At 59.0% G+C, this 13,454-nt stretch carries 7 protein-coding genes; 2 read left to right on the top strand and 5 right to left on the bottom strand.

Features of this window, described 5'->3' with window-relative positions; translation table 11 throughout:
- Positions 1-2: 2 nt before the first annotated feature.
- The gene (locus tag HDF10_RS11880; RefSeq protein ID WP_260177830.1) at positions 3-998 is read right to left on the bottom strand and encodes a hypothetical protein; all 996 of its coding nucleotides are present in this window, start codon (positions 996-998) and stop codon (positions 3-5) included.
- A gap of 374 nt (positions 999-1,372) precedes the next feature.
- On the opposite strand from HDF10_RS11880, the gene HDF10_RS11875 reads away from it, so the two are divergent.
- On the top strand, positions 1,373-3,859 hold the full coding sequence (locus tag HDF10_RS11875; RefSeq protein ID WP_183813558.1) for a 2-oxoglutarate dehydrogenase E1 component: 2,487 nt from the start codon (positions 1,373-1,375) through the stop codon (positions 3,857-3,859).
- 69 nt (positions 3,860-3,928) lie between these two features.
- Here the strand turns inward: HDF10_RS11875 and HDF10_RS11870 are convergent, their stop codons facing one another.
- Both HDF10_RS11870 and HDF10_RS11865 read right to left on the bottom strand, forming a co-directional pair.
- Positions 3,929-4,162: a hypothetical protein gene (locus tag HDF10_RS11870; RefSeq protein ID WP_183813556.1), complete on the bottom strand. Its 234-nt coding sequence runs from the start codon at positions 4,160-4,162 to the stop codon at positions 3,929-3,931.
- 351 nt (positions 4,163-4,513) lie between these two features.
- Positions 4,514-6,208, bottom strand: coding sequence for an MFS transporter (locus HDF10_RS11865; protein WP_183813554.1), 1,695 nt, complete (start codon positions 6,206-6,208; stop codon positions 4,514-4,516).
- A gap of 319 nt (positions 6,209-6,527) precedes the next feature.
- Here HDF10_RS11865 and HDF10_RS11860 point away from each other — a divergent pair, with 319 nt between their 5' ends.
- A complete protein-coding gene (locus HDF10_RS11860; protein ID WP_183813552.1) occupies positions 6,528-10,094 on the top strand; it encodes a TonB-dependent receptor in 3,567 nt (1,188 codons plus the stop codon).
- A gap of 390 nt (positions 10,095-10,484) precedes the next feature.
- On the opposite strand, the gene HDF10_RS11855 is transcribed toward HDF10_RS11860, so the two are convergent.
- Both HDF10_RS11855 and HDF10_RS11850 read right to left on the bottom strand, forming a co-directional pair.
- Positions 10,485-11,291 carry a HugZ family pyridoxamine 5'-phosphate oxidase gene (locus HDF10_RS11855; protein ID WP_183813550.1) on the bottom strand — a complete coding sequence of 269 codons (807 nt, stop codon included), beginning with the start codon at positions 11,289-11,291 and terminating at the stop codon, positions 10,485-10,487.
- Between the two features lie 311 nt (positions 11,292-11,602).
- A complete protein-coding gene (locus tag HDF10_RS11850) occupies positions 11,603-13,450 on the bottom strand; it encodes a phosphoenolpyruvate carboxykinase (GTP) (RefSeq protein WP_183813548.1) in 1,848 nt (615 codons plus the stop codon).
- Positions 13,451-13,454: the final 4 nt, after the last annotated feature.

Below are 13,454 nucleotides of genomic sequence, written 5' to 3'. Positions count from 1 at the left end.
GATCACTGAGGCATAGACTCCGGCATGGGACTCTCCACCGGCACAATCTTCGAAGTCGCCTTGAACTTCCGATAGTCCGACTCCACCGCCTCAACGCGGCCGTTGAAACCCAGAAACAGCAAGGCTCGTGCAGACCCCTGGCCCTCTTCTCTCGCCGGCAGCCACACCTCGCCATTCACCTTTCTCTGCTCCATCGAGAAGCTCGTCCCCTTCTGAATATTCGCCATCAGCCCGCCGCCAATCTTGAAGTTATTCACGAAGTGTCCTTCAGCCTTCACCAGCACACGGTCCTGTTCATCCACCCATACCGTGCCCATCATGTCCCGAACCACCTCTTCGAATTTGGTTCGTGTCTTGGCCTTCGGGTCACCCGCATAGTCCGCCACAATCGTGTCCCTGCCATTCAGCTGCACTCGCCGCGGATTGGTAAAGCTTCCCAGCTCCAGCGCCCGCGAGGCCGTCATCAGCTCGTGCCCGCGCGCATCCGACTCCTTCCCCTTCTCATCGGCCTTCTCTCGTCTCTCCTTGGCCTTCTCGGAGTCCTTGTCAATCCGGTCACTCTCTTTCTTCTGCTCGTCCGGGCTTAGCTCCTGCCCATCCTTCTTTACCAGCCGAGCCACCGGCACGCCATTCTCCCAAAAGACCTCATACTCCCTGGTCTCGGTCTTCTTCAATCCGCCATGCGAATCCAGCCGCTGTTCCGTCACCAGAGACCGATATAGATAGTCCTTCTCAATCGCCTCTGCGGCTCTCTGATTCGTCTCAACGTCATGCATCAGAGCAGCAATATCCGGCAGCGGACGTTCCCCAGCCTTCACGTCCGCAGCCTTCACGTCGTTCGCTGCCGGAGCAGAAGGAGTGGCTGGAGCAGGAGCGACCGGAGCAGAAGGATCGACAGTCTGTGCAGGCTCCTGTTGTGCAGGCTCCTGAGTGGATGGCTGCGCAACTGTGTTTGCCTGCCCCGGAAGGCTCAGAGCGGCCCCCTCGGACAAACCCATCAGACCCACCCCTGCGAGCAAAACCAAAACCCTGCGAGCCTCAACCACCATAACTTCTCACTATAAGCGGCCCATCGCGACTCCGCTCCTCCAAGGCTTGTCCGATAATCGGGAACTCCGCCCTAACCCGCTGGGAAAAAATGGCTTACAACATCTCCACCGACAGGGAAAATCCCTCCAACACACCAGAGCAGAAGAACCGCTGGCTGGCCCCGTTGTTTTTTCGCTAGCTGATCTCAAAGAGGGGCAAAAGAGGGGTGCAACTTTATGGTCACAGCCCCTGGCAGGCCCCTCCAGAGCGTGCACCCAACCGCCGAAAGGTCTAGCATAGAAGAGGACGCGCATCACGCGAATAGATCTGAAGTGAGGAAGCAATGGCCACGAAGGCAGAGGCACTGACTGCAACAACATCCGCAGTTGAACAACACGAACGAGAGACAATCTTCGATATCTTCCGCCGCTGGGGCTACCTCCAGGCATCGCTTGACCCTCTCGGCCAGTACCTTCCTCCCGAGCCATTTCCCACCCCCGCACCCGAAGGCGATATCGCGAAAGAAGCGCGCAGCTACTACTGCGGAACCATCGCCGCAGAGTTCATGCACCTTCCCAGCAACGAACAGCGGCAGTGGCTGCAGGAGCGCATCGAACAACTCCCGGCCAAGCCCGATCAAGCACTCATCCTCACGCAACTCATTCGCGCCGACATCTTCGAGCAGGTCATTCAGTCCCGCTACCTCGGCACCAAACGTTTCTCCCTCGAGGGGATCACAGCGCTAATCCCATTCCTTGATCGCGTCTTCGCCGTCAGCGCCGGAACCGGCGTCGCCACGGCCATGATCGCAATGAGCCATCGCGGCCGCCTCAACGTGATGACCAACACCATAGGCCGTTCTCCCTCCGAGATATTCACCAAATTCGAAGACGTCGATCCGCGCAGCACCATGGGTGGTGGAGATGTGAAGTATCACGTCGGCGCGACCGGCGAATACCACTCCCCCGACGGAAAAACCATCTCGCTCCATCTCGCCTCGAACCCAAGCCACCTCGAAGCCGTCGACCCCGTAGTCCTCGGACGCACCCGCGCCAAGCAGGAGCGCATCGGCAAAGACGGCAACGACCACGTTCTTCCGTTGATCATCCACGGCGACGCAGCCTTCGCAGGTCAAGGCATCCTCGCCGAGACCTTGAACATGGCCACCCTGCATGGCTACAACGTAGGCGGCACTATCCACGTCATCGTCAACAACCTCCTCGGCTTCACCGCAGTCCCCGAAGAGTCGAACTCCTCACGATTCGCCACCGACATCGCAAAGCGCCTTCCCATTCCGATCTTCCACGTCAACGCCGAAGATCCAGACGCCGTCGTGCGAGTCGCTGCAATCGCCGCAGAGTACCGCAATCGCTTCCACTCCGACATCGTCGTCGATCTCGTAGGCTATCGCAAACACGGGCACAGCGAAGTCGACGATCCCACCGTCACCCAGCCCCGCCGCTACGCCATCATCAAGGATCGCCCCGCGCTCTACCAGCTCTATGCAAAACAGATCGGCGTCGACCCCACAGCCGAGGTCCAGCAGATCCAGCAAGAGCTCCTCGACGATCAGAAGGCCGCGAGCCAGGCTGATCACAAGCCGCACCTGGCTCAGCTGCCCGCCTACTGGGACCCCTACAAAGGCGGCGAATGCGAGCCCGAGTACAACGTACCCACCGGGCTGCCAGCAGAGCGCATCAATCAACTCGTCACCTCGCTGACCTCCTACCCCAAAGAGTTCCACATCCATCCCAAGGTGAAAAAGCTCTTCGAGCAGCGCCAGGAGATGGGCGCAGGCACACGCCTCTTCGACTACGGCATGGCTGAGCTCGTAGCCTTCGCCTCAGTCCTCGAGGCTGGCGTTCCCGTGCGTCTCAGCGGACAGGACTCGCAGCGCGGAACCTTCAACCAGCGCCACGCCGTCATGGTCGATACTGAAACCGAAGTCCGCTACACGCCCCTCGCTCACCTCAGCGACAAGCAAGGAAAGTTCGAGGTCTACAACTCGCTCCTCTCTGAAGCCGCAGTCCTCGGCTTCGAGTACGGCTTCTCCCGCGACTTTCCCGAAGCTCTCGTCCTGTGGGAGGCGCAGTTCGGCGACTTCGCCAACGGTGCGCAGATCATCATGGATCAGTTCATCGCCGCCAGCGAAGCCAAGTGGGGCCTCCTCTCCGGCCTCGTCATGCTTCTCCCGCACGGCTACGAAGGCCAGGGCCCCGAGCACTCCAGCGCGCGCATCGAGCGTTACCTGCAGCTCGCCGCCAACGACAACATCCAGATCTGCCAGCCCTCGAACGCAGCGCAGTACTTCCATCTCCTGCGCCGTCAGGCTCTCAGTCCATGGCGCAAGCCGCTCGTCCTCTTCACCCCCAAGAGCATGCTTCGCCATCCCGATGCCTCCTCAACCCTGGCCGACTTCGCCATCGAGCACTTCCAGAACGTCCTCCCCGACAACGACGTAAAAAATCCACGCCGCCTTCTCGTCTGTAGCGGAAAAATCGGCCACAACCTCCGCGTCGAGCGCGCGAAGCGCAAGGACTTCAGCGTTGGCATCATCTTCCTCGAACAGATGTACCCCTGGCCAGAGCAAGAGTTGCAGGCCGCCCTCGACCAGCACCCAGACGCACAAGAGATCATCTGGGTCCAGGAAGAGCCCGCCAACATGGGAGCCTTCTCCTACGTCATGCCTCTGCTACGCCGCATGGCCGGCGACCGCGCAGTGCTCAGCGTCAAGCGCAGTGCCAGCGCAACACCGGCAACCGGCTCGGCCAAGGCTCACGAGATCGAAGAAAAAACCCTGATCGATCTGGCACTCGGATCCGCAGTCTAACCCAACTCTGAAAAATTCACGGGCACAGCCTTGGTTTTGGCTGTGCCCGTCGTCATTCATCGCAACAGTTTACTCAGCGATCTGTACCGCGACCTTTCTGCGGCGAATAAAGCCCGCAGCGGTCAGCAGTCCGCTCCCCAGCAAGACAAAGTTGCGCGTCTCCGGTGCCGCAGGAGCAGCAGCCTTGAAGACAACTGCGTCATCGTAGTCTTCCTCAGAGAGCGGAAGGAAAGAGTCTTCCGCCTCAGGGGATCCATTGGCAGCGTTATGGGTCGCCGAGCCGTTTGGGACGGGGTAAGTCATTATCGAGCCGCTGCCCATCTGCGGCATTGTCGATGCAAGAAACGGGTTAGGGATGGTGTCGGCAGAAGCGAATTTGGCAAAAAATAACGCAACGACCAACGAGGATGTAGCGCAAAACACACGTAGCGTTAACCTCATGGCGAGACCTCGGGAAAGTTTTCAGTAAAGGGGCCTGCCCGGGTAAGCAGCACGCCGACGGCCAAACACTTTTTCGGCCCTCCCGGAAACCTGGCAACTCACCGCGCCATTATTTTCAGAGATTTGCAGACTGGCCGCTTCTTGACTCCGTCTTACCTCTCGCAAAGAACCGCAAAAATCTGCAGGAACGAAAGAAAACTCTTCGGTCCAGTATTACGGCTTCGTTTCAACAGCGCTCGCAGGAGAGCCGGACGGTATCGGATTCGCAACCTCGCGCGCATAGATCTGGTACGTTGTCTTCGGCGGATCTTCATGCTGATGTAACGCACGCACGCGAGCGCGAATCGCCTCATCAGCCGCAGTAATGCGTTCGCGCGAACGCAGGTAATCCAGCCACGACTCCATCACGAAGGTCTCGTTCAAATGTGTTGGATCGATGGCGTCGCGGTAGATGCCCCAGCGTATCGCACCATCACGCAGACGCACGCCTCGAAGCTGGTGAATCGCAGAGGTGAACTCCGCATAATTTTCGATCGGCACGCAATATTCAACCGAGATGCGCACCGGCCCGTCGGTAGGCTCCGTATCCAGCGCAAGCTGCGGTGCCGGATGCTTCCACTGATACGGCGTATGGTCGGGTAGCGGACCCTGCAGGATATGAAACCGTCGCGCGAACGGAAAGGTGATCAACAAACCGCACGCCGCAGTAGTCAGCGCGATCGTCGTCGAAGTATGTTCCGCGATGTATCCCCACAGAATCGCACCAAACGCCATGCCCCCCTGAAACGTCGTCATGTAAGTCCCCAGCGCGCGAGCCTGCACCCACGCCGGCACCGCAAGCTGCACCGAGACGTTGATCGTCGACATCGTGCTCGTCCACGCCGCGCCCGACAGGATCAGCGTCGCGATCAGTATCGACGGGCTGCGCACAAACGCCAGCACCAGCAGCACCACCACGTTGTACAGCGTCGATGCCGCCAGAATCTGGTCCGCGGAAAATCGCTGACGAATGCGATGGAGCGTAGTAGCCGCGATCACCGCGCCCAACCCAAGCGACCCGTTCAGAATTCCGTAGCCCAGCGGACCCTGCTTCAAATCACGCTTTGCGACGACTGCCAGCAGCGACCAGATCGCCGAGATGAAGAACGTATAAATGAACGCGCGTACCAGCGACGACTGCAGATCCGGAGCGTATCGCACATACCGCAGCCCCGAGCGAATCGAACCCGCGATGCGCTCCGACGGCAGCGCCGACTTGAACAGCGGAATCCTCTTCCAGTTCACCAGCACCCAGATCACGCCTGCAAACGACACTGCATTCAGCGCAAACACAGATCCTGCGCCGGTGTAGACCCGCTGAAAACCCGCAACCATCAATCCACCAAGCGCCGGGCCCACCGCACGCGCCAGGTTATTACTCGCAGCATTCAGCGACACCGTATCCGGTATCAGTTCGCGAGGCACCAGTTCCGGCACAATCGCCTGCCACGCCGGGTTGTTCATCGCCGACCCGATGTTCAGCAGAAACGTAAACGCAAGCAGGGCCCACGGCGAGATATAACCAACGAAGGTGAGCACAGCCAGTACGCCGACCGAAGCCAGCATCCACGCCTGCCAGAAGATCAGCAGCTTGCGCCTGTCGAAGATGTCCGCAGTAGCCCCAGCCAGTAGCCCCAGCAGCAGCACCGGCAGGCTGGCCGCGGTCTGCATCAGCGCAATCAGTAGAGGCGAGGTGGTCAGCGAGGTCATCAGCCAAGTGCCCGCAGTGTCCTGCATCCACGTCCCCACCGAAGAGATCGTGCTCGCAATCCAGCGATCTCGAAACAGAGGAATCTTCAGGGGAGCGAAGCCGCCGGACTTGTCTACCATCGGAGGTTCTGCAGCGGTGTTGGGAGATTCGAGTGGCATCGCTACGTTAGTTTACGGTCTCAACGTCCTTCGTAAACGCATTCGCATGCGAAGACAGAAGACAGAAGATAGAAAACAGAAAACAGAAAACATGAAGACAAGAGTTTCAAGCAGCTGGTCCGCAGTTCGGCCCAACCGGCCAATTCAGCGAGCTCGTTACGGTAGAAGTTCCCTGAAAACCGCGAAATCTGTGAATCGGCAAAACTTACGTTGACTTTCGACCAACCAATTCTTACAGTCTATTAATCTAATCCAGCGCAGCGCGGTCGATACAAGAACCACCCTAGGTTGTCGAAAGGGTTTAATTATGAGACGCACGATGGTTGGTACGACGTGTCCGAAATCGGTTGCAGGCCCAGCCGATACAAAATCCCACAAGATACTTCTTCTCCTGGTTGTCTGTGTCCTCGCACTTCTGATCCCGCCTGCCCTCCATGGCCAGGCCGTTGGAAGTTTCTCCGGCAATGTCCTCGATAAATCCGGATCGGCTATCCCTGGAGCTACCGTCAAAGCTACCTCTCAGGCAACCGGCCTCACTCGAGACAGCAAGACCGACAGTGCCGGACACTATCTGATTCCGTTACTCCCACCGGCGAACTACACCGTGCGCGTCGACATGCAGGGCTTTCAAAGCGCCGAGTCCAAAGATCTGCGTCTCCAGATTGATGAAGCTCGTGAGCTCGATTTTTCCATCGCACCTGCGACAGTAGTCACTACAGTGGTAGTCTCCGGTGACGCCGTCACTGCCGAGACCAATAACCCTTCCCTCGGCCAGGTCATCACCTCGCAGCAGGTGTCGCAGCTTCCCTTAAACGGTCGCGACTTCGTTCAACTCGCCACGCTCACCGCAGGCGCTACAGCAGAGACCAACCCCAACAGCTTTTTCACCTCCGGCACCGACAGCGAGGTGGCCGCGCGCGGTTCCTTCTCCCTGTCTGTCGGGGGCTCCCGGCCCAACAGTACCGATTGGCTCCTCGATGGAGTCGACAATAACGAACTGACGGCAGGCGGAATTGGCGTCTTTTCTTCCATCGACGATATCGCGGAATTCAAGGTGCTCACCTATAGCTATTCCGCGGAATACGGCTCCCGCGCCGGCCCCACCGTGCTGGTCACAACCAAGTCGGGTACAAATAACTTCCACGGATCTCTCTTCGAGTTCGTCCGCAACACCGCCTTCGACGCGAAAGGCCCCTTTTCCACGACAACCCCAAAGTTCAATCTGAACCAGTTTGGCGGCTCTATTGGGGGGCCCATCCTCCACAACAAAACGTTCTTCTTCGTGGATGGCGAGCAGAAGTATCAGCGTCAGGGAATCACCTTTACCGGGCTGGTTCCTTCCCTGGCCATGCGCAAAGGCGACTTTTCGGCCGACCCCTTCGGTACTCCCAAAACAGGTCTCGCCATCGCCAACCCTAATGTGTACGGATCATCAAACCCTGCCTTCCAGTGCGACGCCTCCGGCAATGCGATACCCGCGAACGCCGACGGCAGCCAGGCACCGGGACAGAACTGCAACAAGATTCCTTCAAACCTGATTAACAGCGCCGGACAGGGGTTGCTCAATATCTACCCTACGCCCAATGCATCCGGTAATGGCTATAACTATCTCAACGAGCCAGTCCGCATCCTGAACGAAACCAAATTCGATATTCGACTGGACGAGACGCTCACGGCCAACGACAACCTGTTCGGCCGCTTCAGCTACGACCAGGCGTTCTCTTTTGCGCCCGGCGGCGCGCCCGACCTAGCCGAAGCCAATGCCTTCGGCAGCAATGAAAACCTCATCAATCACGCACGCAATGCCGGCGTGGGCTGGAGCCACGTCTTCGCGGCCACCACACTCAACCAGGCAACCTTCGGCTACGACCGCATCTTCAACTACATTGACTCACAGGGTAACTTCACCTGCGGATCGGCTCTCCTGGGCATTCCCAATGCCAATACCGGCTGCTCAGCCACCGGTACCCCTATTGCCGGAGGCTCCTACAGTCAAGGTGTGGTCTCCGTCCTGCCCACCAGCGGATATTGGGCAATCGGTGATCGCGGCTACTCTCCCTTCCAGGGTGGAACCAATATCTACTCCTTCAAAGACGATCTCGACCTCATCCGCGGCAAACACGATATTCACGTCGGCATCGATCTCCGTGCCAATCAGATGAATGTGGGCACAGAAGCCTTTGGATCCGGCTTCTTGCTCCCGGGTGCCACCGGAAACTTCAGCGGGGCGGGTGTAGCCCAAGGTAATCCCCTGGCCGACCTGCTCATGGGGATCAGCGGAGGCGCCATCCACGACCAGACATTCAATGGCGCAGTCACCGGCCGCCGCTGGAAGATCGTAAGGCCCTTCGTCGAGGATGACTGGCGGATCATCCCGTCGCTGACCCTCAATCTGGGCTTGGCGTGGGCCGTCACAAGTCCGATCACCGAGGTCCATAACCGGATGGCGAACTACATCCCCTCGACCCGAGAGCTTCAGATCGCCGGCCAGAACGGAGTGAGCCGATCAGCGGGCATCAACAGGTTCGGGGGCGCGTACGAACCCCGTCTGGGCTTCGCCTGGAAGGTTCTCGGCAGCGACAAGACAGTGCTCCGCGGCGGCTTCGGCATCTATCACGACTCCGTCTGGAGCCAGGGCGCGCAGGGCCTGTGGCAAAATCCACCCAACCTCGGCGAGACCGATCAATTCGCCGACGCGGGATGCGCCTTTGCAACTTCATTCTGCGCCCTCAACGGCCAGAAACCTTCGGGAACCTTCTACCTCTCCACCGGCTTTCCCATTCCACCCACACCGGGGACTGTGGACAACTTCCAGGGTACGTTCTACTACCAGCCACCCAACTTCCAGCCCGGCAGGGTTCATCAATATAACGTCAACGTGGAACGCCAGCTACCGGGCGATGTTCTGCTCACCGCCGGCTATGCCGGCGCGGTCGCCGGCCACATACTGGTAAGCGGCAATGCCATCAACGTCAACAGCCCCTCTGCTTGCGGAGTCGACTCTACCTATACGATCGGCTGCCTGCCCGGTGGCGCACCCTACATCTATCCCTACCCCACCAAGAACTTTAACTCGATCATTCTCTTTGGTGATGTGGGCAAAACCCACTACAACTCGCTGCAGATTAAAGCAGAGACCAAGACGCCCAAGCATGGTCTTTACGCGCTGATCGCTTACACCTACTCGCGCACCTACGACAATGGTCTAAGCGACGGCCTTGGCTCGTTGTTGAGCGCCCCGTATTTTCCGCTGCCCAACTGGGAAAACCTCGACTGGGGACTGTCGCAGATCAACCTGAATCACAGCTTCACCGCAAGCATCATCTATGATCTGCCCTTCGGCAAAGGCAAAGCGTTCGGAAACACTTGGGGCCCTGTGACCGACAGTCTTCTAGGCAACTGGCAGGTTACGCTGATTGAAAGGATCTCCTCCGGGTTCCCGGTTCCACTGATCGACAGCAGTAACCAGTCGGGCACTACCTTCAATGAAGGCGGCAACAGCTTCAACTTCAACCGGCCCGACCAGATTCCCGGTTGCAATACGCACACAGCAAATCACAGCACGTACAACTGGATCAACCCTAAATGCTTTGCTCCACCGGCTGCAGGCAAACTCGGCAATGCCAATCGTGTCCCCGTCGCGGGACCCGATTTCGTCAACTCTGACTTCTCACTCATCAAGCAATTTCGCCTGCCCCGTGAGATGGGCTTGAACTTCCGCGCTGAGTTCTTCAACCTGTTCAATCATCCGCAATACGGATCGCCAATCGCCGACATCAACTTCAACTCACCGGCTGCGGGCCAAGTCTCAGACTCCTTCGGCTCAGTGAGTTCAATCGTCAACAATCCGCGCTTAATACAACTGGCCCTCAAGCTGAATTTCTAAAGCGCAAAGGCCAGCACCGAAGTAGTCCCGACCTGCAAGCGAGGAGTGTCAGTCCCGAACGACGCTCTCTCCGGAGCGATTGATGTAAGAGCCGACACAGCATACTGCCGGAGCAGTATGCTGTGTCGGCGATCGGATTAGTCCTCATCAGTTCCCAATCTCGAACCTGAAGTGCAAGGCAAAACTGGAGCTTCGCAAGCGTGATCTGCTCTTCCATTTGGCCTCCTCCAAACAATCAAAGGGATGTTAAAAAGGAAACCCACGCAGCGCGGTGGGGGCTGTTGCGTGGGTATTCCGGTAAAGCAACGAAGTGGGTGGACTTCGTTATGACTGACTCAACCCGAAGGGAGTCTTGCCACTAGTTAAAGATAAAGGCAAAGAAGATAGGAGTCAATAGGCATTTGTGGGGAGTGCACTGTTCTGGCGCGCGTGTTTTACCATCTCGACCAAAATGGAACGTGTGTCCCCAGCCGTCTTCGCCTCACGTAAAAAAGCGATGCGCGCACCCTTGACTCCTGCTGGTGTGACGGCCCGAACATGGAACCCCAGCCGGTCGACCGAGGTCATCGTTGCCGACTCGGCTTCAAGCCCGGCATGTGCCTTCGTCAGCAGAACGAGCGCGTCGCCGTGATCGGCGTTCATGTGGTCCAGGATGCCCTGCGCTGTCCCGGCAAGAGGGTCGGGAGAGGCTGCGGCGTAGTCCGCCGCAGTGACCCAGCCCATCACGCCGAAGCCGCCCACGTAGTACACATCCACCGGCTCCAGACGAAAGAAGGCGAAGTCGGTAAAGTCCACCCAGTAGTGGCTGTTGGGGTGAGCCTTTAGGTAGAGTTCCCGAGCCTCAGGCTTCTCCTTCTCGATGATCTGGTGGACCGCCCCGACGAGGGTGACACGTGCCGCCCCAAGCACGTCCCCATCGGCCGCCGGCTGGGCAACAAAGAGGCTGGCGCGTGGGTCCGCCTTCATGTTCTGAGTGTGCATCGCCATCGTGCTGATGAGGAACAGGGGCCGCCCCGCAGCATCGAGCGCGTAGGGCATCAGGGAGCCGAAGGGGAAGCCCGGCTGCTTGCGGGAGACGGTCGAAAGCGTCGCCACGCTGGCCTGGTGAAGCAGGGTGCGGGAGCGTTCGGCGTGGCTGGGCTCTGGCACTGGCGGCCGCGGATCGGGGTTGACGGGTGCAGCGTGCTGATTCGACATAGGATCCTGCTTAGCTCTCTGAATATTGCTTCCGGGAGACTTTGAAGGTCAATCACCATTCAAAGGGGGAACCGGAACCTTCGAACCAGTTGGCTCTGAACAGCCATGCCAAATAACTCTGAACAAGGCAGGTCAAAATAAATTGTCAAAACGTGGCGTATTTTTCGTGACCTGAAATCGTGGTGTTTTCAGCCAGCATTTCACCACGATCTCACCACGTTTCACCATCCAGAAAACCACGTTTTAGCACTAGCATTTCGCAAAAACCCCTGCAAAAACGCACATGCCACCATACAGAAAAAAACACCTGACTAAAGTCTGCAGATGAGCAGTTCGCGCTCATAGATCATCTCCGGAGGCAGGTGGTCATGAAGGGCGAGGAAGAGCTCCTCATGGCCCATAACCTCCTGCTTCCACTGGCCGCGATCTACCGTTTGGAGCACGTCGAAGGTCTCACGCGGAAAGTCGAGCCCCTTCCAGTTGATGTCGTCAAAGTGCGGCGTCCAGCCAATGGGCGTCTCTTTGCCCTGGGCGCGGCCGCGGACACGATCGACGATCCACTTGAGAACACGCATGTTCTCGCCGAAACCAGGCCAGAGGAACTGCCCGTCAGGACCCTTGCGGAACCAGTTGACGTGGAAGACGCGGGGCGTGGCAGAGAGGTTGCGCTGCATCTTGAGCCAGTGCCGGAAGTAGTCGCCCATGTGATAGCCGCAGAAAGGCAGCATGGCCATAGGGTCGCGCCGCACCTTGCCGATAGCACCGCCCGCTGCAGCAGTGGTCTCCGAGCCCATGGTGGCCCCAATGTAGACGCCGGCAGACCAGTTGAAGGCCTGATAGACAAGCGGCATGGTGGTGGGTCGTCGACCGCCAAAGATGAACGCGGAGATGGGAACACCGTTCGGATTCTCCCAGTCGGGGTCGATGGTGGGACACTGCGAAGCCGGAGCGGTGAAGCGGCCGTTGGGATGGGCGGCGGGTTGGCCGGTTTCCTTGGCGATGGCCGGGGTCCAGCGGTTGCCGCGCCAGTCGATGAGCTCGGCGGGTGGGGTATCGGTCATGCCCTCCCACCAGACGCCGCCCTCGGGGGTGAGCGCTACATTGGTGAAGATGGTGTTTTTGGCCAGCGTGGCCATGGCGTTGGGATTGGTCTTGGCGCTGGTGCCGGGGGCCACGCCGAAGAAGCCGGCCTCAGGGTTGATGGCGCGGAGCTGTCCATTCTCGTCTGGTTTGATCCAGGCGATATCGTCGCCTACGGTCCAGACCTTCCAGCCCTCGAAGCCTGCGGGTGGGATCATCATGGCAAAGTTGGTCTTGCCGCAGGCACTGGGGAAGGCGGCCGCTACGTAGGTCTTTTCGGTGGTGCCGTCGGGGCGCTTGGGCGATTCCACGCCGACGATCAACATGTGTTCCGCCATCCAGCCCTCGTCGCGGGCGATGTTGGAGGCGATGCGTAGGGCGAAACATTTTTTGCCGAGCAACGCGTTGCCGCCGTAACCCGAGCCGTAGGACCAGATCTCGCGGGTTTCGGGGAAGTGGACGATGTATTTCTCGTCGTTGCAGGGCCAGGGGACATCCTGCTCGCCGGGTGCAAGGGGTGCGCCTACGGTGTGCATGCAGGGGACGACGCGCTTCTCGTCCTTGTCGATTTCGGCGAAGACGGGGGCTCCGATACGGGCCATGATGCGCATGTTGACGACGGCGTAGGCGGAGTCGGTGAGCTGGACGCCGATCTGCGACATGGGCGATCCGACCGGGCCCATGGAGTAGGGCAGGACGTACATGGTGCGGCCGCGCATGGCTCCTTTGAAGAGGGCCTTGAGCTTCTTGCGCATCACGAAGGGGTCTTCCCAGTTGTTGGTGGGACCGGCGGTATCCTTCGACAGGGAGCAGATGAAGGTGCGGTCTTCGACTCGGGCGACGTCGTTGGGGGCGGAGCGGGCGAGGAAGCAGCCGGGCCAGAGCTTTTCGTTGAGCTTGGTAAAGGTGCCGGTGTGGACGAGCTGGTTGCAGAGGAAGTCGTACTCGGCCTGCGATCCGTCGATCCAGTGAATGCGGTCGGGCTGGCAGAGGTCGGCCATCTTTTCGACCCAGCGGATGAGGTGTTTGTTGGTAGTGGGCGGGGTCGCGATAGCGGATTCGACGGCTACAGTCTTCATAAGT

Origin of the sequence: Tunturiibacter empetritectus, from assembly GCF_014201375.1 — a bacterium.
In the GTDB taxonomy this organism is placed as follows: Bacteria; Acidobacteriota; Terriglobia; order Terriglobales; family Acidobacteriaceae; genus Edaphobacter; species Edaphobacter lichenicola_D.
This window is presented reverse-complemented; position numbering and strand designations above follow the sequence as displayed.